The organism is Chryseobacterium sediminis (genome assembly GCF_008386505.1).
GTDB classification, from domain to species: Bacteria; Bacteroidota; Bacteroidia; order Flavobacteriales; family Weeksellaceae; genus Chryseobacterium; species Chryseobacterium sediminis.
Genome location: NZ_VUNZ01000003.1, coordinates 156,978 through 179,999 on the forward strand (window position 1 = coordinate 156,978; position 23,022 = coordinate 179,999).

Here is a 23,022-nt window from a genome sequence, read left to right on the forward strand (position 1 = left end):
TAAGATAAGGTCAATAATTAGAACGGATATAAATAAAAAGAGGCTTTGATGAAAATCTGAGTAATGAAGAATGGGATTTTATAACGCAGAGACACTAAGGTTTCTATCCATCTACTTTTTTCGTTCGCAAAGGCATTCCATTTAGCAAAAAACGAAATCATTTCATAGTTGAGTGTAACGCCTTTGCGAACGTAAATACTGATGATAGCATGAGTCTTTTTTGCGATCCTTAATGTTAAAAAAATAATGATTAAAACAGAAACAGGCTGTCTCAAAAATGAAACAGCCTGTTCTAAAATTTATAATAGTTATTCTATCCTTAGATATTCAAAGCTTTTTGGTAAGCGTTTTCCAGTCCTTCAAGGTTTTTACCACCTGCTGTTGCAAAACCTGGGTTTCCACCACCGCCACCTTGGATCTCTTTCGCAAGATCTTTTACGATAGCTCCTGCTTGGTAATCTGCAGCAAGATCATCAGAAACACCAACCGTAATCATTGGTTTTCCGTCTGCGTCAGAAAGAATGATCGTTACCGAAGTAGGGATTTCTCTCTTCAACTGGAATACGATGTCTTTTACAGAACCTGCATCTAAAGAAGTTTTCTTCACTAAAAGCTGCTTGTTGCCTTTCTGCTCATAAGCGTTCTTCCATTCTCCGATTTCTCCTTTTGCTTTTTCCTTTTTAAGAGCATCTACTTCAGCTTTCAATGATGTGTTTTCTTCGATTAGCTTTTCGATAGACCTTACCACATCTTTAGACTTTAGCAGTTGAGAAAGCTCAGTGATCTGTTTTTCAAGATTGTTGAAATATTCCTCAGATTTATCTCCCGAAATAGCCTCAATCCTTCTGATTCCCGCAGCAGCAGAACCTTCAGAAGTAATTTTGAAATGACCGATTTCGCTGGTGTTTTTCACGTGAGTTCCTCCACAAAGTTCTTTTGAACTTCCGAACTGGATCATTCTCACACTGTCACCATATTTTTCACCAAATAAAGCCATTGCTCCTTTCTCCAAAGCTTCCTGAATCGGAATGTTTCTGAATTCCTGTAAAGCAATACTGTCTTTGATCTTTTTGTTTACTTTTTCTTCAATTAATGCCAGTTCTTCCTCAGTCATTTTGTTGAAATGAGAGAAGTCGAAACGAAGATAATCAGGACCTACATAAGAACCTTTTTGTTCTACGTGAGTTCCTAAAACATCTCTTAAAGCCTCGTGCAGAAGGTGAGTCACAGAGTGATTTGCCTGAGAATTTTTTCTGTCAGAAGCATTTACTTTAGCATAGAAAACAGCACCTGCATCCTTTGGAAGTCCACTGATCAACGAAATAATCAATCCGTTTTCTTTTTTGGTTTCCAACACTTCAAAGCTTTCAACAGCATTTTCAAGAATACCTTTATCTCCAACCTGTCCACCTCCTTCAGGGTAGAAAGGAGAGCTGCTTAATACCACCTGGTAAAATTCTCCGTCTTTGTTTTCTACCTTTCTGTATCTTGTAATATAGGTTTCAGATTCAGTTTGGTCATATCCTACAAAGGTTTCAGGTTTTGATTCAAGATTTACCCAGTCATATACTTTCTGAGCAGAATCAGCTTTTGAACGAAGTTTTTGTTTTTCCATTTCAGTTTTGAAACCTTCTTCGTCAATAGTCAACCCTTTTTCTTCAGCAATAATTCTTGTCAAATCATCTGGGAAACCATAAGTATCGTACAATTCAAAAACCTCTTCGCTTGGTAATACTTTCTGATTATTTGCAATAGTCTGCTGGATCAGTTTTTCTACTCTGATCAACCCGTTTTCAATTGTTTTTAAGAATGAATCTTCTTCACTTTTGATTACTTCAGCAACCAGTTTTCCTTGTTTTTCAAGTTCAGGGAAGAAAGGACCCATCTGCTCCTGAAGAACAGCTACCAATTTGTAAAGGAAAGGTTCTTTCATGCCTAAGAATCGGTAAGAATAAGAAATTCCTCTTCTTAAAATTCTTCTGATTACATAACCGGCACCACCGTTTGAAGGTAACTGTCCGTCTGCAATAGCAAAAGAAACCGCTCTGATGTGGTCTACCACAACACGGATGGCAATATCTTTTTCGTCTTCTAAAATTCCTGTGTATTTCTTGCCTGAAAGTTCTTCAACTTTAGCAATAAGCGGCGTGAAAACATCTGTATCATAGTTGGAAGACTTCCCTTGAAGCGCCATACAAAGACGTTCAAAGCCCATTCCTGTATCTACATGCTGAGCAGGAAGCTTCTCTAAAGATTTATCTGCCTTTCTGTTGAACTCCATGAAAACCAGGTTCCATACTTCTACAACTTGTGGGTGGTCATTATTTACCAGCTCAAGTCCTGAAACCTTAGCTTTTTCTTCCGGTGTTCTCAGGTCAACATGGATTTCTGAACACGGCCCGCACGGTCCGCTTTCACCCATTTCCCAAAAGTTATCTTTTTTATTTCCGTTGATGATTCTATCCTCTGAAATGTGAGATTTCCAGAAATCATAAGCATCCTGGTCTCTGTCCAGATTTTCAGAAGCATCACCCTCAAAAATCGTTACATATAAATTCTCTTTTGGAATTCCGTATACTTCAGTCAGTAATTCCCAGGCAAAAGCAATAGCCTCTTTTTTGAAGTAATCCCCGAAAGACCAGTTTCCTAACATCTCAAACATGGTGTGGTGGTAAGTGTCTCTACCTACATCATCCAGGTCATTGTGCTTCCCAGAAACTCTCAGACACTTTTGGGTATCGGCAATTCTAGGGGCGGTAGGTGTTTTGTAGCCAAGGAAAAAATCCTTGAACTGCGTCATTCCGGAGTTGGAAAACATAAGGGTAGGGTCGTCTTTCAGCACAATAGGAGCTGAAGGAACAATTAAGTGCCCCTTACTTTTAAAATAATCTAAAAATTTTTGACGTATCTCTTGTGATGTCATAGTATTGCTTTTGCTTTTTTTAATATCAAATTTTTGATAAGATGCAAATTTAAGATTTTTAAGCGATTTGTAATAATTTTATGCTATGTTTTGAATGGTGCCCGGTTGAGTTTCCCGGATATTTGTTTCTTTTATTGCAGACCCTGAGTAAACCTGTAAGATTTGTATAGCTAAGAGAAAAGTTTATTATAGGATATCTTCTTGGAAATCAATTTAAATGTTTTATTTTGGAGTAAATAATTTTCCATGAAATACAGTGTTATATTTTTATTCTTAACAACATTTGTTTATGCTCAAAAAAGAGTTTCAAATACAGATGTCAGCAACTTCTGGAAAGCCTATGATCTGGTACAGAAATCTAATGACTCGCTGAAACAGATGGAAATCATCAATACTGAATATCTGGAGAAAGCAAGTCCGGCACTCAAAGCACTGATAAAAATGGATACAATGAAGGTTTCAGATTATGTCAGAAGTATTAATAAAATGCCAAAGCGTTGGAATAAAATACGCGAACAAACGTTGAAAATAGCACAGCAGGATTATGATATAGAAAAGCTGTATACGTCTTTTAAAAAGATATATCCATTATTTCATAGCCCTCAGATTAGCTTTGTAATAGGTACTTTTAACAGAGGAGGTACCACTACCCGTGAATTTATTTTAATAGGAACAGAAGTTGTGGCACTTACCTCACTTTCTGATTCGGAACTCAAACTGTCTACTGAATATAATATTGCCCATGAGCTGGTTCACGTACAGCAGGATTACATCAACGGAGTGAATAATGAAGAAGAATATCATGATCTCGATTTATTAGGCTGGGCTTTGATGGAAGGTTCCTGTGATTTTATTGCCGAAAAACTTTTGGGGAAACTTCCTCATATTGAATACATGGATTATGGCAGACAGCATGAAGAACAGCTTTGGTTAGAATTTAAAAAGGATATGTATCGATATGATACAGATCAGTGGATGTACAATGGAAGTTCTTCCAAGGATAAACCCGCTGATCTTGCCTATTTTATTGGCTACACAATCTGTAAGAGCTATTATGACAAGGCTGCAGATAAAAAAACAGCATTAAAGGAAATAATCAATATCAATTATTCTAAAAAAGAGCATCACACATTTTTTAAAAAGGCAGGGTATATGAAATAATATACTAAATAAGTTTATCAATGAAGAAAATATGAAAATTTTGCAATTTTCCGCTTAACTTATTACCTTCGCTGTGATCTGAGATATGACAAAAATCCTTCCAATGACAAAAGATGAAGAGTTAAAAAGCTGGATAGAACACTATTCCGGACCGCTTTTGAAACGCGCACTGTATGTACTTTCTAATAAGGAAGACGCGCAGGATGTTGTTCAGGAAGTTTTTCTTGCTGCGTATTCAGCTCATGATTCTTTTGAAGGGAAAAGTAATCCTCTTACCTGGCTTATGGCTATTCTGAATAGGAAAGTTGCAGACTTTTACCGGAAAAAATACAAATCTGAACCCAATATCAGGCTTGATCATTTTTTTGATGAAACAGGGTCATGGAAACAAAATGATGTTTTGAATGACTGGAATGTATCAGGTGACGGAGATGAACTTTTGGACAGTTCAGAGTTTAATAAAACACTGGAAGAATGTATTGAAGAATTGCCCTCCAGATGGAAGATCCTGCTGAAAATGTATTATATCGAAGAAAAAAAAGCACCGGAAGTAAGTCAGGAATTGAATGTTTCTACGACTAATCTTTGGAAGATCCTTCAAAGAAGCCGGATGCAGTTAAGAGAATGTCTGGAGTTTAACTGGTTTTCAAGATCATAAGTAATGATAAGAAAAATACTACATATATTATTTTTACCATGCAGTGAAGCTACTTTACTGATGGAAAAAAGAAACGCCCAATCCATTTCTGCCAAAGAAAACCGGATGCTAAGCATGCACCTGATGATCTGCAAATGGTGCAGAATGTACAAAGAAAAACTGGCGGTCCTGGATAAAGTTTTTAAAAAGACTTTTTCTGAAAAGGAAACTGAAATTAATGATGCTGAAATTCAGGATTTTAAAAATAAAATGATAGATAAATTAAATTTCTAAGAAAAAATCTGTCAGGATTGTAAAAAGGCTCCGACTATACTATTGAAAACAATTAAGTATTCAATTAAAATCTTAAAAACATGGTCGGAACAGTACAGGAATCTAAAAATCAATTATCCCGAATCGGATATAACGTCTCACTCTTCGGAGCAGCTCTTATTTTGCTGTGGATAGGTATTTTCAAATTTACCCCTACAGAAGCTGCTGCAATAAAACCTTTGGTGGAAAACCATTTCTTAACTTTTTTCGTATATAAGATTATGAGCGTTCAGGCAGTGTCAAATCTTATCGGAGCGATAGAAATTATCATTGCATTACTCCTGATATTTAGTGCGAAATTTGCTGTACTGAAGAAGTATGCCGGAATGGGAATGATTGTCACTTTTCTGGTAACATTAAGCTATTTATTTACAACGCCGGGAATGTGGAAAATAGTGGATGGAGTGCCTGTGACGGATTTCTTTATTTTAAAAGATCTTATGCTTTTAGGATTTGGATTGATGATCGTTCAAAATAATAAGTAATGAATAAAAAGGTAAAAATGAAAAATATATTAATTGTACTCGGAATCATTCTGGGTATAGCAGTTTTTGCTGCAGGATCCGGGCTTTTTAAAAAAGCGAAGCATAATGAAGTGGAAGTAAAAAAAGAAAATGAGAAAATTATGGATAATAAAAACGTTAAAGAAATCTATTTTGCAGGGGGATGTTTCTGGGGAACAGAACATTTTTTTCAACAGATTCGTGGAGTTGTAGGAACAGATGTAGGCTATGCCAACGGAAATACCCAAAATCCTACTTATGAAGAAGTAGTAAGCCATACAACAGGTTTTGCTGAAACAGTGAAAGTGAAGTATGATCCCGAGCAGGTAGATCTGAAACTGTTAATTGACCTTTATTTTAAAACCATTGACCCTACCAGTAAAGATCAGCAGGGAAATGACAGAGGAAATCAGTACAGAACAGGAATCTATTTCACCAACAAAACAGATGAAGCTATTGTAAAAGATGAAGTTCAGAAACTGGCAAAAAACTATAGCAAACCCTTACTCGTGGAAACTATTCCATTGAAAAATTTCTACAGAGCAGAAGATTATCATCAGGATTATCTGGATAAAAATCCAGGCGGTTACTGTCACATTGAACCGGGACTTTTTGAAATGGCGAAAAAAGCAAATCCGCTTCCAAAACCAGCCTATCAAAAACAGGATAAAAAAGTTTTAAAAGAAAAACTGACTGCCGAACAATATAATGTTACGCAGGAAAACGGTACAGAAAGACCTTTTCAGAATGAATACTGGAATGAAACCCGCGAAGGAATTTATGTGGATATTACCACAGGAGAACCGTTGTTTATTTCTACAGATAAATTTGAATCCGGCTGCGGATGGCCAAGTTTTTCAAAACCAATCACCAAAGCTCTGATTGATGAAAAAATGGACCGTACCCACGGAATGACCAGAGTGGAAGTAAGAAGTAAAACCGGTGATGCCCATTTAGGACACGTTTTCACAGACGGACCGGAAGATAAAGGAGGACTTCGGTACTGTATCAACAGTGCTTCTCTGAAATTTATTCCAAAAGCTGAAATGGAAACAAAAGGATACGGAAAATATCTTCCGTTGTTAGATAAAAAGTAATGTGAAAGGAAGGCTGCCATCTGGCAGCCTTTTATTTTTTGAATTAATGTTGCAATTGAATTTTACCAATCCCTTTTTTTCAAAATCCAGTAAGATCCAAATATGAATATGGCAGACCACACCAAACAAGCGATAAGACTTTCTGTAGGATAGTGGAATTCATATTTTACCCCCATCATTTTGGCCATATTTAATCTCATCATAGGATTAGGAATAAGGCTGGACATACTTTCCAATGGTAAAAGATGCGTGATGAAAAAATCATTCTGAAGAATCTCATTCCTTTGTGGTCCCTGTAGTCCTTTTACTTTCGTGAAGACTTCAACAGTCGTTAAAATTCCCTCACCAATCCAGAAAACAAAAAGGGCCAGAAATACAAACACCGATTTTCTCAGTAAAATAGAAAGGAACATTAAGAAACAAAAGAAAGTAAACAGTTTTACAAAATAATTTCCAATGAAGAAAATCTCAGCAAAAACCTTTGCAGATTCTTTTGTATTTGAATATTGATAGCCAAGGAATATCGTAATACCAAATACAATCACCGTAGAAACAATGGTGAAAATACTTATTGTCAGCAGTTTTGAAGTGATGAACTCCTTTCTGCTTAATCCATCAATCGTATTCTGCTTGAACATCCGGTTGCTGAATTCCTGAGAAATAGAAAAAACAATGATCAATCCAAGGAAAATTTTCAACAAAGCCACAATCCATGTGGTAAAGTTCCAGATTTCCGGGAAATTATAAATCCCCTGTTCTTTTAAGTTAATTGTTCCTCCGAAAATATCAAAATCAACCAATCCGACGAAAAGCAATGCAATAAGAATAGCAAAATATAATATCGTAAAAACTTTAAACGGTTGGTAGTTCAGGTTTTTGTAGTATTCCAGTTTTAATAATTTTATCATGACTAATTGGTGTTTTTTACAAGTTCAAGGAATTGAGATTCAAGAGATAATTTTTTCTTGGTCAAATGAGAAAGATAAATTCCCTTCTCTGCCAGTTTCTGATTCATAGCCGATGCTGAAATTGAAGCATCATCACGGATTTGTGCTTTAATAAGATCACCTTCCTGATTGATGGAAGAGAACCATTGAAGTTCATTCAAAGCATTTAAAAGTAAAGTAGTGTTATCTGCTTTTAATTCAAAATACCCGTTGTTGGAAGTCATTTCGTCCACTCTTCCGCAGTAAATAGAATTTCCTTCTTTCAATACAATCACATGGCTGCATATTTTTTCAATTTCATCCAAAAGATGGCTGGCAATAATGATCGTGATTCCCTGCTTGGCAATATCGCTGATGATTTCTCTGATCTGAATAATTCCTTCAGGATCCAGTCCGTTAGTCGGTTCGTCCAATATCATTACCTCAGGATTGTTCAGCATAGCAGAAGCAATAGCCAGACGTTGCTTCATTCCCAGGGAAAAAGTTTTGAAAGTATCTTTTCTCCTTTCATACAGATTAACGGTTTTCAAAACTTCGTCAATCCTTGAATAGGGAGTATTTTTAATTTCTGCTACAATTTTAAGATTGGTTTCCGCACTTAAATAAGGGTAAAAGTTAGGCTGTTCAATAATAGCTCCAATCTTCTTTAAGGTTTCCGGATCTGTTCCCTTTTTTCCAAACCAGAACCAATCTCCACTGGTAGGATTGATGGTAGAAAGCAACATCCCGAAAGTAGTGGACTTTCCGCTTCCATTGGGACCCAGAAGGCCATAAACATTTCCTTTTTCAACATCAAAAGAAATATTGTTGACCACAACTCTTTTGAATTTTTTTGTCAAATTTTTTACTGATAAAATCTTTTCCATGTAATTTGTTTTACATAGTAGTAGTCTATCTAAATTAGATAATGTTACAGAATTATCATAAATCAATATAAGTTTAGATGTAAATACATTAAATTTGATAGAATTAATCAAGACTTATGAAGCTAATTGAACTGGCAGAAGAACTTAATGTTTCTGCAGAAGCCATAAAACAATTTATACAGGATTTCGATCTTGAATTGGTAGAATGCATCAGTACCAATTTTGAAGTAAAAGAAGATTTTGAAAAATTTGCCCGCGAAAATTTAGATTTTTTAAGGCTATACGAGAAAGATCTGGATAAAAATAAAACCCTTGAGCAGATTGCCGAAGTCATTAATCAACCTAAAGAAAAGGTTGAAAAAGTGATTAAAGATAACAACCTTAATATTTTTGATAACGGTTTTTTCAAATCTTCCATATCAAGTTATGGAATTGATAACAAGCTGGGAGGGAATTATCAGTTTGTGTATGATTATTTCGGGCACAAAACCAGCCTTCAGCAACGAGATTTCATAGGATACAGAGATCTGTTCTTTTATACATCCACTGTTCTGGAGCCATTTCTGAATCCACAGCAGATTAAAGACTGGGGAATCAACAAACCTGCGGGAATTATTCTGTATGGTCCTCCGGGAAGCGGTAAAATATTCTGGGCTAATAAAATTGCCGAAATCATTGGCTATCAGTTTAAAGAAGTCAAGAAACATTATTTGGGAACTTCGTTGATTGATGGAAATGAAATCAATTTCAGTGATTTTTTACTGAGCATGATGAAGGAAAACAAAATGCTTCTCTTTATGGATGATTTTGATGAAATTATGATGCAGAGAAGAGCTGAAAACGATATTGCATCATGCAATCTGGAAGCGCAGGAACTTATCCTTCATTATATAGGAAAATTTGAAAAAGAAGGAGTTCTGATGGTAGGATCTGCCAATTCTGTTTCAGAAATTGATGAAGAAATTCTTGCTCCCGGAAGATTTGATGTGATGATTCCTATCTTTCCACCCAATGCTTCAGAGCGATCAGAAATCATTTTATATGCCATGACCAGAGGATTGGAGGAAGATTCTTTATTGTATAAAATACTTAAAAATAACAAAGCAGATAAAATCCCTTTCTGGCATGAAATCTCTTCAAAGATGAAAGCCTTCAGCAACACAATGCTGATTGATTTTACCCAGAGTTTAAAGAAAAGAATTAAAAATCTTTATCAAAGAACCAGAAATGAGAAACTGAAAATTGATCAGAATCTTTTGAGTGGAGCTTTAAGGGATGCCGGTTCCAAGCTTACCGAAGAATATCTTGATCAGGTGGCCCGGTTCTTAGCAGATGCTATTATCAATAATTTTGATGATTTTAAGTTTAGAATTCAGGCATTGAAGAGCGAACTGGAAACTTATAGAGTTGTTGAAGAGCCGCAAAGAGCTATCGGATTTCAACATAATGAGGAGGAGAAAGACAAGGGGTAAAACAGTTTAAAATTCAAGGTTTAAAGTTTAAAGTTTGAGGTTTTTGGCTTTATGATCTATCTTTTACCAGATATGAATTTGTCATGAATACATTTTACTTTTTTACATAAATACATTTTATAAAAATCACTCATGAACAGCATCTGGGAACTGGATACATTTTACAGAAAAAGGGATATCATTATTATTGGTTCCGGATTTTCCGGGCTTTGGACAGCTATATCCATTAAAGAAAAATATCCTGAAAAATCTGTTCTCATCATTGAACGCAATACCATTCCATTGGGTGCTTCAACGAGGAATGCCGGGTTTGCCTGTTTCGGAAGCCTTACCGAAGTCATTGCTGATTCACAGAAAATGGGCTGGGAAAAAACGCTGGAGCTTGTTAAAATGAGATTTGAAGGACTTCAAAAAATCAGAAAGTATTTTAAAAATGATGAAATAGATTTTGATCTTAATGGAGGCTATGAGATTTTAAATAATGAAGAACCTTTATTTCATCTTGATTCCGTTAATGAAAAGCTGAAAGCAATAACAGGACTGGATCAAACATATACACTGAAACAGAACAAAATACATGAATTCAGATTAGAAAAATCTGAATTTTTGATTGAAAACCCTTGTGAAGGAAGCCTGCACTCGGGAAAGCTGTTGCAGAAATTATTGGAAAAGTGTCATGAGCTGAAGGTAGAATTTTTATTCGGAACAGAAGTTGGAAATATTGAAGAAACAGCTAATGAAGTTGAGGTTTATCTTTCCGATGATCTTTCTGTAAAAGCTGATCAACTTATCTATTGCACCAATGCGTTCACGTCCTCGTTCCTGAAAAAAGAAAATATCGTTCCTGCCCGCGGACAAATTCTTCTGACAGAACCTATAGAAGGATTGAAGCTGAAAGGAACGTTTCATTATGACGAAGGCTACTATTATTTCAGAAATGTAGGAAATCAGGTATTGTTAGGTGGCGGAAGAAATCAGGATTTTAAGACAGAAGAAACAACAGCTTTTGAAACGACAGCATTTTTGCAAAATCATTTGGAAAACTTTTTAAAAGAAGTTGTACTTCCTTATACAGATTTTAAAATAGCGCTTCGCTGGTCAGGAATTATGGCTATGGGTGATGAAAAAACGCCTATTGTAAAACAGATTTCAGAAAGACAGTTTTGTGCCGTAAGACTTTCAGGAATGGGAGTTGCTCTGGCTCCAAAGATAGGGGAAATGGTAGCAGAAATGATTTGATAAATGATAAAACTAAATTGAAATCCTAATCTAAGATTTTACGAATAAACTGGAATAAACAGTATGAGTAGTTATAAATATACAGTATGGTTTTTTATATTAACAATTCCTCTTGGTTTTCTTGCAATTTTTGCAGCAGGTGGAGGCCACGGGACGTATTTTCCTTTATTGGCTATCTTTCCGTTTAGTTTACTTGGAACTTTTTTTAATGAAGAAATACCTCTACTTATAGGAATAATACAATTGCCTGCCTATGGCTTTTTAATGGATAAATTTGGAACAAAAAAAGTCCTTCCTGTTATTATTGTAATACATATTATAGGTATGTGTACTGTTTTTATGTTGAAAAGAGACTACTTTTTTAGTTAATCATCCTCCCACTAGTTAGAATCCGCAACCCAAATCTTGTAACTCGTAACCTGATCCCCCGAAAACTCGGAACTCAAAACGTTCCACTCTAAAAGAATTCCTTATTTTTGCAAAAAGAAAAATTCGTGATTAACAACGACCAGATAAAAGAAGTTCAATCCAGGATTGAAGACTTACACAGATACCTTCAGATTGAAAAAAAGAAAATAGAAATTGCCAATGATGATGAAAAAACAGCAGCACCTGAATTTTGGGACAACCCGAAAACTGCTGAAGCATTCTTAAAACAGCTTCGTTCCAAGAAAAAATGGGTGGAAAGCTATGATGAAATTCAGACACAGTTTGAAGATATACAGGTTTTAGTAGATTTTGCCAAGGAAGATCCGGATTCTGAAAAGGAACTGGATGAGACATTTCCGCAATTGGTTGAAAAAATTGAAGATCTGGAATTCAAAAATATGCTTTCCAATGAAGGAGATGAGCTTTCTGCAGTACTTCAGATCACAGCAGGAGCCGGAGGTACAGAAAGTTGTGATTGGGCTGCTATGCTGATGAGAATGTATACAATGTGGGCAGAAAAACAAGGATATAAAATCCGTGAGCTTAACTTTCAGGAAGGTGATGTAGCCGGTGTGAAGACTGTTACCCTGGAAATAGAAGGAGAATTTGCTTTTGGATATTTAAGAGGTGAAAATGGAGTACACCGTTTAGTAAGAATTTCGCCTTTCGACAGTAATGCGAAGCGTCATACCAGTTTCGTCTCCGTATATGTTTATCCTTTAGTAGATGATACGATCGAAATTAATATTAACCCTGCCGATATCTCTTTTGAAACAATGAGGTCTTCCGGAGCAGGAGGACAGAACGTAAACAAGGTAGAAACTGCTGTACGTCTTCGTCACGCACCAACCGGAATTATCATTGAAAACTCAGAATCCCGTTCCCAGCTTCAGAATAAAGAAAAAGCCATGCAACTCCTTCGTTCGAGGCTTTACGAAATGGAACTGGAAGAGCGTATGAAGGCAAGAAATGAGATAGAGGCCAACAAAATGAAGATCGAGTGGGGAAGCCAGATCCGAAATTACGTAATGCACCCTTACAAGCTCGTAAAAGATGTACGCTCAGGTCATGAAACTTCAGATGTAGATGCCGTAATGAATGGAAATCTTACCCCATTCTTAAAAGCATTTCTAATGGCCGATGGAACGGCAGTTTCAGATGATGATCTCGACTTATAAAAATCATGTTTGAATTTTAGTTAAAATCTTATAATTAATTTTTGTTTCAGACATTTTAGACTTATTTTTGTTGTTCATCGATATTTATGGAAGATTTCAATAGCTGGAAGGATTTATTAAACCCGGAATTTTATATTAAAATGGGAGGGTTTTGGCTTATTTTATTTATTGTATTTGCTGAAACAGGTCTTTTTGTAGGGTTTTTCCTGCCAGGAGATTCACTTTTATTCGTTTCGGGAATTTATGCCGTTGAAATCATCAAAGAGACTTTTGGCTCTACAGGGAGCGATTTCTTAGATACCACATTATTAGCTTCGGGAGTAGCTCTTGCCGCTATTATTGGAAATGAAGTAGGATATTATTTTGGAAGAAAGGCTGGACCAGCTTTATATAAGAGACCGGATTCAATGCTTTTCAAGAAAAAATACCTTTATCAGGCTCACGATTTCTTTGAAAAACATGGAGCATTAGCGATTATTATGGCTAGATTCTTACCGGTTGTGAGAACTTTTACTCCAATTGTAGCAGGAATTGTGAAAATGGATAAAAAGGAGTTTTTAAGAGATAATATTATTGGTGCTGTGCTGTGGTCATTTATTTTGATTTTTGCCGGACATTATCTTGATAAACTGTTTATGGAGCAGTTTGGTATCAATCTGAAAGAAAAACTGGAATATATTATCATCGTTATTGTACTGGTAACAACACTTCCGGTGATCTTCAAGTTTGTTTTCGGAAAAAAAGAAGACCTTTCTAAAAAATACGAAGATCAGGACTTTGAATAATAAATAATAATTCAATCAAAATATACAGAGCCGTCTCAGCAATGAGATGGCTTTTTTATGCATAAGAAATGTTTTTTTACCCCGCAAAGCTAACAAGGTTATTATTATGATCTGTTATTTTTTCGTTCGCAGAGGTGTTTCACTTAGCTGAGTCACCTGCCTGGCTGAACGAAGTGTCTTTATGACTGATATATATAAGTATTAAAATTCTTTTGCGGGCATAGCGTTTTTAAATACATCTACCATGCAAAAATTGTTTTTTATACTGAATATTTAAAAGATTCTTATGAACGAATTGGTTAGAATAGTTGTTTAATTATTTTAAATAAATAACTATTTTTTAATCCATTCCAGGATATTCGGGTAGATAATACTGTCTCTTTTTCTTTTGCTGAAGAACCTTGGAGCATGGCCTGCACCTTTCATAAAGATAAACTTGTGTGGGATATTCATTTGGGTAAGCGCTGAATCCATGGCAATTCCCTGATGCTGATTGACAAGAAAATCGTTATTACCCTGAAAAAGCAGGGTAGGAACATTGGTAATATTGGCAATAGGACTGGCTTCTTTGAAGGCTTCAGAAACATTTTTCCGGTCAAACTTACTGCCTACCACCTTTTGAAAAGTTGGAGAAGTATACTTGGAATAAAAAGATTTAAGATACCCAGAGCTGTAAAAATCTGTAGGTCCACTTAGAGAAATAATCTTTTTGATCTGATCAGAATGCTGATATCCGTAGAGCAGTGCCAGATGTCCGCCTGCACTTTCTCCCAAAAGAATATAATTATTAGGCTGGAGTTCTGCCTTTTCCGTTAAAGAATTGAATTTTTCAATCACAAGGCCAATATCCTCAAGCTGCTGTTTATAAGTGATCTTTTTCTTTGCAGAAACCAATCTGTAATTCATGCTGATACTTGGAATTCTGTTTTCAAAAAGCATTTTCTGAACCTGTATCATATGCTCTTTCTTACCTAAAGTCCAGGCTCCGCCATGAACGATAAGAACTACGGGAGAATCTTCAGGATAGTCTTTGGGAAGAAAGACATCCATTTTCTGTCTTTTATGCTCGCCATATTTTAAATTGTAGATTTTCTGCTGGCCACCCGGACCTACCCAAACTCTGAACTTTGTATTGCAGGACTGCAACAGAAAACCGAAGCATCCCATCACAAAAAAATGGTACCTGAGAATGAGCTTTTTCATTAATTAAATTTACAAAAAAATTGATGTGTTATCAATGACAGATATCAGAAGACTTAAAGTTTTTCAGCTGTTTTTGATGAAAGACCTTTTTTGATCATCACAACATCTTTTTCTCCCTTTTTGAAAATGAAAGAAATTTCAGTATCATCATCCTGCAGGAAAAATTCATTCTCTTTTTCAGCCAGTATTCTTACTTTAGGATCTTTATTGTTTTGTATAAAAAGCTGACCGTTTTCGTACAGAATATGAATAATACTGTCATCCGCAAGTTTATAATTACCTGCATATTTTTTAAGTAAATCAGTATTTAAAGTTACTTCTTTCTTAGGTTGTGGAAGAGTGTAAGGTTGTTCTAAAAGAGCTGCTAAAATAGTGTTCCCTGCTTTTTCCAGCTTTTTACTCGTGATATTATTGAGAAGAATAATGCTGAGATCCTCTTCAGGAAGCATGGCAAAATAGCTTGTAGAACCTTCTATATTTCCACCATGATTGATGAGTTTTTTCCCATAAAGATCATCAATAAACCAACCGTAGCCATAGCCATAGCCGCTCAAATAAGGTGTTGCCGCTTTTTTAAATGTTTCTTTGGATACAATTTTATAGTCTCTTAATCCTTTATAATAACTGTAAAGGTCTTCAGCAGTACTGTAGATTTGTCCTGCAGGGCCAGTTAATGTAGAATTCCATATCTCTGTTTTTTCCTGTTTTGTTTTTGAAATATAAGAATAGGGAACCGTTTTGTACGGACTTTTCAGAGCTAGGTAATTAAAGCCTGTATGAGTCATCTTTAAAGGATTTAAGATGATTTTTCTTACTGCATCTTCATAAGAAAGTCCCGTTACTTTCTCAATAATGATTCCCAATAGAATATACCCCGAATTGGTATAAGAAAATTGAGTACCGGGCTCAAAATCCAGCGGTTCATTTTTAAAAAAAGAAAGTTCTTTATTTTTGGTAATGATTTCACCGGTGTGAAGAAGACGGAAATATTCTTTATTTCTCAAAGCCTCGTAAATTCCCGAGGTATGGGTAAGGAGATGTTCAATAGTGATTTCATTTCCTCTCGGATAATCGGGAATAAACTTGGAGACAGGATCATGTACAGAAAGTTTTCCCTCTTCACCTAGTTTTATAATCATTAATGCGGTGAAAGATTTGGTTAAAGAGGCAATCTGATAGACACTTTCGTTTCGATTGGGTATCTTTTTTTCTGCATTTTGCCAGCCGTAAGACTTTTCAAAAATGATTTTATTTTGATAACGGACCAAAGCAGTTCCATTAAACTTATTAACAGCTGCGTATGTTCTTATAATACTGTCTATTTCCTGCTTTTTCTTTTCCTGATCAATTGTGCTGATATTCGTTTCAGTCTGGGCTTTTAAAGGTGAACAGAATATACCGGACACAAAAATAGAACATAATAAGACTAAAATAGCGGATTGACGTCGCATAGTATTAGATTTTAAAACGGTTAAAAGTTATAGGTTTTCAGCATAGCGAAAAAGAGAATTATTATATCTGGGCAAATGTTTTGAAATTGCTTTCAATGCTATAGCCAGTGCTTCTTTGTGTTCTCCTGCTGAAGAAAGAGACAGCGCTAAAAAAGAATCTACTGCATCATTTAGTTCATCAGAATAACCCGCTTTTTCTTCCCTTAAAATATGAATACTTTCTTCCAGTTTTCCATTATTTCTTAAGGTACTTGCCAGCTGGATTCTAGCTCTTCTTCTCCGTAAACCGGTTAGTCCCTTATCTAATGTAGATCTGTACAAAGGCTCCGCTTCCTTTTCATGTCCGGTGGAATCAAAAGCACAGGCTTTTTCAAAATCGGCAATAGCCTGAGAATCCGTTAATAATTCTACATGATTTTTAATTTGATTAATAAACTCTTCATTGGTTATTGTTCCGAGTTTTAGCCATATACTTTGTAATTGGGTTTCCCAGTTTTCATCCATCGGATAGATTTTAAACAAAGATATAAAATATTGAAAGCTGAGCATTGCTTAATCATTCTTATAATTTTCAAAATTATTGTCAGATTATGAATCCAAAAACGGAATTAAATATTTATTTTTGCTGAACTTAACAAAGATTAAAAAATTATTAAAATATGGCATCAGGCTTTTTTGCAATTTTAGATGATATTGCAGCATTGATGGATGATGTAGCAGTTACCAGTAAGGTTGCTACCCAAAAGACAGCAGGGATTTTAGGAGATGACCTTGCTGTAAATGCAGAAAAAGCCACTGGCTTTCTTTCCTCCAGAGAAATTCCTGTTCTATGGGCAATTACGAAAGGTTCTTTTATCAACAAACTGATCATTTTGCCTGTCGTTTTTTTACTCAATTGGTTGTATGCTCCGGCTATTAATTATGTATTGATTCTTGGAGGATTCTACCTGGCCTTTGAAGGCGTTGAAAAAATAATAGAATTTCTTTTTCATCGTGACAAAAAAGGTCATGAAGTTATAGAGGAAATGGTAGAAGACGAAAAAAGTTCTGAAGAAATAGAAAAAGAGAAAGTAAAATCGGCAATTACAACGGATTTTATTTTATCAATCGAGATTGTTATTATTGCTTTAGGAACCGTATTGGAAGAAAGTCATCCTTTCATTACGCAGATATTAGTAACGAGTTTGGTTGCATTTATTGCAACGGTTGGAGTTTATGGAATTGTAGCTTTGATCGTAAGAATGGATGATGCAGGGTTTAAATTAATAAAAAAAAGTAATGATAAAGGGTTTTTCGGGGGGCTTGGGCATCTATTAGTGAAGGCTTTACCTATTGTTATTAAAATATTAGGAGTGGTCGGAACAATTGCCTTAATAATGGTTGCTGGTGAAATTTTTCTGCATAGAATAGAATTTTTTCATGGATTACTTCCAACTTGGCCGGAAGTTTTGAAAAAGCTTATGCTTGGAGTTGTTGGCGGATTGGCAGCGGTTGCTGTCTTCACTTTAGGAAAAGGAATCTATTCTTTAGCGATAAAAAAATAAAACAGAATTAGAATTAAATAACCAAAAAAATCCTGTATTCGTGAGAGTACAGGATTTTTTATGATCAGGTTCAATATTTAAACTTTGAATTTAAAACTTTGAACTTTAAACAAAAAAAGAGACTTTTTACAAGTCTCTTTTTATATATTAATTGAATAAATCTTTTACTTTATCAAAAAAAGTTTTTTCCTTTCCGGATGGTTCTGCAACCATTTCTCCGCTGGACATCTGCTTTTCAAAGAAATCTTTCTGATCCTTAGTAAGCTTTTGAGGTGTCCATACATTGATATGGATAAACATGTCACCTTTTCCATAGCTGTCGATACTTGGAAGTCCTTTGCCTGCCAATCTTAAGATCTTTCCGGATTGAGTTCCAGGATCAACGGTAATTTTTACTTTTCCGCCTACGGTAGGAATTTCTTTTTTAGTTCCTAACGCAGCTTCAGCAAATGAAACATATAGTTCCTGATGAAGATTATCGCCTTCTCTCTTAATGATCTGATCTACTTCCTCTTCAATGATCACCAATAAATCTCCCGGAATTCCTCCAAATGGAGCATCATTTCCTTTTCCTCTTACATTAAGCTGAATACCGTCTCTTGCCCCTGCAGGGATGTTGATTGTAATTTCCTCTTCATCTTTGATAAGACCTTGCGCATTGGCTCCTGCAGGAATCTTGTCAGCAACTTTTCCAATTCCCTGGCAAGTACTACACGTTGTCTGAGTCTGCATTTGACCAAACATGGTATTCATTACTTTAAGTTGAACACCAGAACCGTTACAGGTAGGACATGTTTTTGAAGTGGCACCTTCTGCCATCTTCATTTTTTTAACTTTAATGGTTTTCTGAGTTCCGTTTACCATTTCCTCAAGGTTCAGCTTGATTCTGATTCTTAAATTAGAACCTTTTACCTGCTGGCGGCCTCCACCGCCACCGCCGAATCCTCCGAAACCACCACCGAAAATATCTCCAAACTGACTGAAAATATCTTCCATGTTCATTCCGCCTCCGAAGCCTCCGCCTCCGAAACCACCGTTTCCACCTACTCCGGCATGACCGAACTGGTCGTATCTTGCACGTTTCTGATCGTCGCTTAGAACTTCATAAGCTTCAGCTGCTTCTTTAAACTTTTCTTCAGCCTCTTTATCACCAGGATTTTTATCCGGGTGAAATTTGATGGCCATTTTACGGTATGCTTTTTTTATTTCGTCGGCTGATGCAGATTTGCTGATCTCAAGAACCTCGTAATAATCTCTTTTTGACATGACAATTTTATAATTGATTGTTGATAAATGATAAAAGATATGTTAAAGCTAATAAGTGAAATATTCATCAATTACCACTCATCATTTATCATTATTAATTTTAATTTCCTGTTACTACTTTTGCAAAACGGATTACTTTATCATTCAAAGTATATCCAGTTTCAATAACGTCTACGATTTTTCCTTTCAAATCTTCCGATGGAGCAGGGATCTGAGTAATCGCTTCATGGAAATCAACATTAAAGCTGTCACCAGCTCTTACTTCCATTGTTTGTAAGCCTTTTTCGGTAAGTTTATTTTTGAATTTCTGATAGATCAGTTCCACTCCTTGAAGGTCAGCCGGATTTCCGTTTTTAGCGATTTCCTTTAATGCTCTTTCAAAATCATCTAAAACCCCTAACATTGAAACCATCATGTCCTGGTTAGCATACTGGAAGAATTCCATCTTCTCCTTGCTTGTTCTTTTTTTATAGTTTTCGAATTCAGCGTACAATCTGATGTAACGGTCTTTTTCTTCTGCCAAAAGTTCTTCTGGCGAAGGTGCAGCTGTCACATTGTCCTGAGATGCTGTGTCATTCTGAACGTTGTTTTCTTCCTGATTATTGATGCTTTCTTCGTTAATATCCTGGTTTTCCATAATTCAATATTTATTTACTGATTGTTTGACAAAGAGCCTGCCAAATCCAAAATCTGGACATTAAGGCAGAAAAATGTCTAACGGTGAAAAGTGAATAAATCAATTCGCTTCGCTCGTGAATTTATAAGTATGTAGTTTCAAAAATTGACTTTGCGAAGCAAAAACTGACTATTGACCATTCACTTTAAAAATGATCAATGGTGAATATGTTAATTCGCTACGCTTGTGAATTATAAATATGTAGTTTTAAAAATTGACTTTGCTAAGTAAAAACTGACCATTCACTATCAATTGTGAAGATGTCAATCCACTTCGTTTGTGAATTTATAAGCGCGTAGTTTTAAAAATTGACTTTGCGAAGCAAAAATTGACTATTGACTATTCACTTTAAAAATGATCAATGGTGAATATGTCAATCCGCTACGCTTGTGAATTTGTAAATGCGTATAACTTTAATAATTGACTTTGCGAAGCAAAAATTGACTATTGACCATTCACTTTAAAAATGTCCAATAGTCAATTTTAAAACTATAGTTTATATTTTTTATTCTCCCGTAAATGTCTGATACAACAGATACAGATTTAAAACAATAATAATAATGGAAATGGCCCACACGCAGATTTTAAGGAACGGTTTGTTGACGAATTCTCCCATCTTGGCTTTATCATTGGTAAACATAACCAATGGAACAACAGCAAAACTCAGCTGCATGGATAGAATTACCTGGCTTAAAACCAATAATTCGGTTGTTCCCTGTTCGCCGTAAAGAATAGCAACAATAAGAGCGGGAATTACAGCAATAAGTCTTGTGATAAGCCTTCTTAACCATGGTTTTAATCTGATGTTCAGGAAGCCTTCCATTACGATCTGACCTGCAAGTGTACCGGTTAATGTTGAGTTTTGTCCGGATGCTAATAAAGCAATAGCAAACGCAATACTTGCCATGGAAGCTCCCAGAATAGGGGTTAGCATTTTATAGGCGTCATGAATATCAGCAACATGTTCGTTTCCTGTAGTATGGAATGTGGCTGCTGCCAGAATAAGTATTGCTGCATTGATGAAGAAAGCAAGCATTAATGAAACTGTGCTGTCTATGGTGGCAAATTTTATCGCTTCTTTTTTTCCTTGAGTGTCACGGGTATAATCTCTAGTCTGTACAATACTGCTGTGCAAATACAGATTGTGGGGCATTACGGTAGCTCCTAAAATCCCGATGGCAATATAAAGCATAGCCGGATTCTGAATGATTTCCTTCTGAGGAACCAGCCCTCCCAGAATTTCATTGAAAGCGGGCTTGGAAATAATGATTTCATATACAAAACAGGCCAGAATAATGAATATAAGTCCACCTACAATACTTTCAATCCATCGGAAACCTTTGGCCTGAAGTAAGAGGATGATTAAAACATCTACTGTAGTTATGACAATTCCCCAGGTCAGAGGAATATGGAATAATAAGTTTAATGCAATGGCTGAACCAATGACCTCGGCGAGATCACAGGCGGCAATGGCTATTTCACAGAATACCCAGAGAATAAAATTGGTAGTAGGGTTAAAGTGATCTCTGCAGGCCTGTGCAAGATCTCTTTCTGCAACAACTCCGAGTTTCACAGAGAGATGCTGCAAAACCATTGCGAAAATATTGGAAATAAGAATTACGGATAGCAGGGTATACCCAAACTGAGCCCCTCCGGCAATATCCGTAGCCCAGTTTCCCGGATCCATATACCCCACGGCAATCATCAGTCCCGGTCCGGCAAAGGCAAGATACTTCCTCCAGAAATTTGCATTTTTAGGGACTTTGATAGATGAATAAACCTCTGATAAGGAATGTGATGTTTTATCTTTTCGCCAGGCGTTCTTTATATTGAAATTCATAAATGTTAGAAATGACTAACAAATTTAATTAAATAAATGTAAACAGAAAAATCATGGCATAAAAAAATCCCGGAAATTATCTTCCGGGATCTAATTTTTATTGAATTTAAAGATTATTTTGCAAATCTTACAGCCATTTTTCTGTCTGCAGCTCTTTCAGCATCAGAAGCTTTTGCATCTACTTTAGCAAATTTACTTCCATAACCTTCTGCTTCTAAAACCTGAGCGCCAACTCCAGCTTTTGCTAGAGCAGCTTTGATATACTCAGCTCTGGCTTTTGATAATTTTACATTAGAAGCTTCATTTCCTGTTTTATCAGTATAACCACCGATTTTGATTTTTGCATCAGGGAAAGCCTTAAGGATAGCCACTAAGTTATCCAATTGTCCTTGTGAACCTGCTTCCAGCTCAGTAGAACTTCCCATTTTGAAATTAACATGGTCGAAATCGTACCATTTATCTTTTAATGCAGAATCATCAGCTGCATTCTTGTAAGCTCCGGATTTCAGGAATGAAATCATCTGATCCTCCATACCGCCTTTATAACCTTTTAACATTACTCCGTTAAGATCAATGTTCTCATCGGTTTTGGCAGTAGCCGGAACAGGTGTTGCAGTTCCTGTTGTTGCAGTATCTGCAGTAGAACTGGTTGTTGCTGAGTCAGACGTACTTGTAGTTGTAGTAGTGGTCTGTTTTTTCTCGCACTGTTTCCATAAGAAATAGCCGGCTGCCAATAATAGTAAAAGCGGAAGCAACCATTTCCAGATTGAACCTCCGCCTTGATTATTATTGTTATTATTTTCAAATCTTTCTCTTACTTCTCTTGCTCCTTCCGAAACATTTTCTCTTGCTGTAGCTACACCTTCTGCGATGTTATCTTTAGCAGTAGACGTTACCGAAGAAACTGTTTCTTTAGCCTGACCAAACCAATTTTCAGCTCCTAATCCAAAGGAAGCCAAAGAAAGACCTGCAGGCAGTAAAGAAGAAATAATGCCTTTCTGATCATTCAGTAAGCTGGAAATCCCTGAAGCACCCAAATTATTGTCTGCTGCATATTTTCCAACTGTACCTACTGTAGCTCCAGTCACCAGGTTTAACAAAGAACCTGCAGAGGTATTGCTTACTCCTGAAAAACTTGCAATGGAATTGACTAATCCACTTACTTTATCTCCAAAAATTGAAGACAACAAGTTAGAAATAATAGGATTGCTAGACGAACCGCCTAATAAATTTCCTAAAATTCCGCTTGAAGAGGCTTGTGTAATAGCATCCACAACGCCAGGCTTATCTGCACTATTGGCCAATCCACCTACTACCGCAGGTAATAATCCGCCAATTGCTTTAGAAATACCGGATTCACTTTCTCCAAACTGCGATGCAGCCTGTGAAACCAAAGCGGGACCTAATTGTCCTTTAATTAAATCAATGACATTTAAAGACATAATAATAAATTTTTTTGATTAATGTTGAGA

At 36.0% G+C, this 23,022-nt stretch carries 21 protein-coding genes; 11 read left to right on the top strand and 10 right to left on the bottom strand.

Features of this window, described 5'->3' with window-relative positions; translation table 11 throughout:
• Window positions 1–319: 319 nt before the first annotated feature.
• On the bottom strand, window positions 320–2,923 hold the full coding sequence (gene alaS, locus FW780_RS16085; RefSeq protein ID WP_149834617.1) for an alanine--tRNA ligase: 2,604 nt from the start codon (window positions 2,921–2,923) through the stop codon (window positions 320–322).
• 246 nt (window positions 2,924–3,169) lie between these two features.
• On the opposite strand from alaS, the gene FW780_RS16090 reads away from it, so the two are divergent.
• From FW780_RS16090 to msrB, 5 genes are all read left to right on the top strand, one after another.
• Entirely contained in the window at window positions 3,170–4,084 is a 915-nt protein-coding gene (locus tag FW780_RS16090) for a gliding motility protein GldB-related protein (RefSeq protein ID WP_149834620.1), read from the top strand.
• Window positions 4,085–4,187: 103 nt separating this feature from the next.
• Window positions 4,188–4,742, top strand: a complete 555-nt coding sequence (locus FW780_RS16095; RefSeq protein WP_149834623.1) for a sigma-70 family RNA polymerase sigma factor — start codon at window positions 4,188–4,190, stop codon at window positions 4,740–4,742.
• 3 nt (window positions 4,743–4,745) lie between these two features.
• Window positions 4,746–5,015 carry a hypothetical protein gene (locus tag FW780_RS16100; protein ID WP_149834626.1) on the top strand — a complete coding sequence of 90 codons (270 nt, stop codon included), beginning with the start codon at window positions 4,746–4,748 and terminating at the stop codon, window positions 5,013–5,015.
• Window positions 5,016–5,095: 80 nt separating this feature from the next.
• Window positions 5,096–5,539, top strand: a complete 444-nt coding sequence (locus tag FW780_RS16105; protein WP_149834629.1) for a DUF417 family protein — start codon at window positions 5,096–5,098, stop codon at window positions 5,537–5,539.
• A gap of 17 nt (window positions 5,540–5,556) precedes the next feature.
• Window positions 5,557–6,654 (top strand): peptide-methionine (R)-S-oxide reductase MsrB, encoded by a 1,098-nt coding sequence (msrB, locus tag FW780_RS16110; protein WP_149834632.1) that lies wholly within the window; start codon window positions 5,557–5,559, stop codon window positions 6,652–6,654.
• 62 nt (window positions 6,655–6,716) lie between these two features.
• Here msrB and FW780_RS16115 read toward each other — a convergent pair whose 3' ends face one another.
• Window positions 6,717–7,562, bottom strand: coding sequence for an ABC transporter permease (locus tag FW780_RS16115; protein ID WP_149834635.1), 846 nt, complete (start codon window positions 7,560–7,562; stop codon window positions 6,717–6,719).
• Between the two features lie 2 nt (window positions 7,563–7,564).
• Window positions 7,565–8,467 carry an ABC transporter ATP-binding protein gene (locus tag FW780_RS16120; RefSeq protein ID WP_149834638.1) on the bottom strand — a complete coding sequence of 301 codons (903 nt, stop codon included), beginning with the start codon at window positions 8,465–8,467 and terminating at the stop codon, window positions 7,565–7,567.
• A 116-nt stretch (window positions 8,468–8,583) separates the two neighbouring features.
• Here FW780_RS16120 and FW780_RS16125 point away from each other — a divergent pair, with 116 nt between their 5' ends.
• The 5 genes from FW780_RS16125 to FW780_RS16145 all read left to right on the top strand — a co-directional run bounded on the left by FW780_RS16125 (window position 8,584) and on the right by FW780_RS16145 (window position 13,570).
• Window positions 8,584–9,939, top strand: coding sequence for an AAA family ATPase (locus FW780_RS16125; protein WP_149834641.1), 1,356 nt, complete (start codon window positions 8,584–8,586; stop codon window positions 9,937–9,939).
• 132 nt (window positions 9,940–10,071) lie between these two features.
• Window positions 10,072–11,178 carry an NAD(P)/FAD-dependent oxidoreductase gene (locus FW780_RS16130; RefSeq protein ID WP_149834643.1) on the top strand — a complete coding sequence of 369 codons (1,107 nt, stop codon included), beginning with the start codon at window positions 10,072–10,074 and terminating at the stop codon, window positions 11,176–11,178.
• A gap of 63 nt (window positions 11,179–11,241) precedes the next feature.
• Window positions 11,242–11,547 carry a hypothetical protein gene (locus FW780_RS16135; protein WP_149834647.1) on the top strand — a complete coding sequence of 102 codons (306 nt, stop codon included), beginning with the start codon at window positions 11,242–11,244 and terminating at the stop codon, window positions 11,545–11,547.
• Window positions 11,548–11,672: 125 nt separating this feature from the next.
• A complete protein-coding gene (gene prfB, locus FW780_RS16140; RefSeq protein WP_047423685.1) occupies window positions 11,673–12,785 on the top strand; it encodes a peptide chain release factor 2 in 1,113 nt (370 codons plus the stop codon).
• A gap of 86 nt (window positions 12,786–12,871) precedes the next feature.
• A complete protein-coding gene (locus FW780_RS16145) occupies window positions 12,872–13,570 on the top strand; it encodes a DedA family protein (RefSeq protein ID WP_149388142.1) in 699 nt (232 codons plus the stop codon).
• 333 nt (window positions 13,571–13,903) lie between these two features.
• Here FW780_RS16145 and FW780_RS16150 read toward each other — a convergent pair whose 3' ends face one another.
• Genes FW780_RS16150 through FW780_RS16160 form a run of 3 tightly spaced genes read right to left on the bottom strand, consistent with a single transcriptional unit; the run spans window position 13,904 to window position 16,728 of the window.
• The gene (locus FW780_RS16150; RefSeq protein WP_149834650.1) at window positions 13,904–14,773 is read right to left on the bottom strand and encodes an alpha/beta hydrolase; all 870 of its coding nucleotides are present in this window, start codon (window positions 14,771–14,773) and stop codon (window positions 13,904–13,906) included.
• Between the two features lie 53 nt (window positions 14,774–14,826).
• Entirely contained in the window at window positions 14,827–16,224 is a 1,398-nt protein-coding gene (locus FW780_RS16155) for a serine hydrolase (protein ID WP_149834653.1), read from the bottom strand.
• 27 nt (window positions 16,225–16,251) lie between these two features.
• On the bottom strand, window positions 16,252–16,728 hold the full coding sequence (locus FW780_RS16160; protein ID WP_241676923.1) for a tetratricopeptide repeat protein: 477 nt from the start codon (window positions 16,726–16,728) through the stop codon (window positions 16,252–16,254).
• A gap of 155 nt (window positions 16,729–16,883) precedes the next feature.
• On the opposite strand from FW780_RS16160, the gene FW780_RS16165 reads away from it, so the two are divergent.
• Window positions 16,884–17,768 (top strand): DUF808 family protein, encoded by an 885-nt coding sequence (locus FW780_RS16165; RefSeq protein ID WP_149834660.1) that lies wholly within the window; start codon window positions 16,884–16,886, stop codon window positions 17,766–17,768.
• Between the two features lie 147 nt (window positions 17,769–17,915).
• Here FW780_RS16165 and dnaJ read toward each other — a convergent pair whose 3' ends face one another.
• The 4 genes from dnaJ to FW780_RS16185 all read right to left on the bottom strand — a co-directional run bounded on the left by dnaJ (window position 17,916) and on the right by FW780_RS16185 (window position 22,992).
• Window positions 17,916–19,034: a molecular chaperone DnaJ gene (gene dnaJ / locus FW780_RS16170; protein ID WP_149834663.1), complete on the bottom strand. Its 1,119-nt coding sequence runs from the start codon at window positions 19,032–19,034 to the stop codon at window positions 17,916–17,918.
• Between the two features lie 100 nt (window positions 19,035–19,134).
• Window positions 19,135–19,674 carry a nucleotide exchange factor GrpE gene (locus tag FW780_RS16175; RefSeq protein ID WP_407643679.1) on the bottom strand — a complete coding sequence of 180 codons (540 nt, stop codon included), beginning with the start codon at window positions 19,672–19,674 and terminating at the stop codon, window positions 19,135–19,137.
• Window positions 19,675–20,215: 541 nt separating this feature from the next.
• Window positions 20,216–21,550 carry an Nramp family divalent metal transporter gene (locus tag FW780_RS16180; protein ID WP_149834668.1) on the bottom strand — a complete coding sequence of 445 codons (1,335 nt, stop codon included), beginning with the start codon at window positions 21,548–21,550 and terminating at the stop codon, window positions 20,216–20,218.
• A 113-nt stretch (window positions 21,551–21,663) separates the two neighbouring features.
• Window positions 21,664–22,992 carry an OmpA family protein gene (locus tag FW780_RS16185; protein WP_149834671.1) on the bottom strand — a complete coding sequence of 443 codons (1,329 nt, stop codon included), beginning with the start codon at window positions 22,990–22,992 and terminating at the stop codon, window positions 21,664–21,666.
• Window positions 22,993–23,022: the final 30 nt, after the last annotated feature.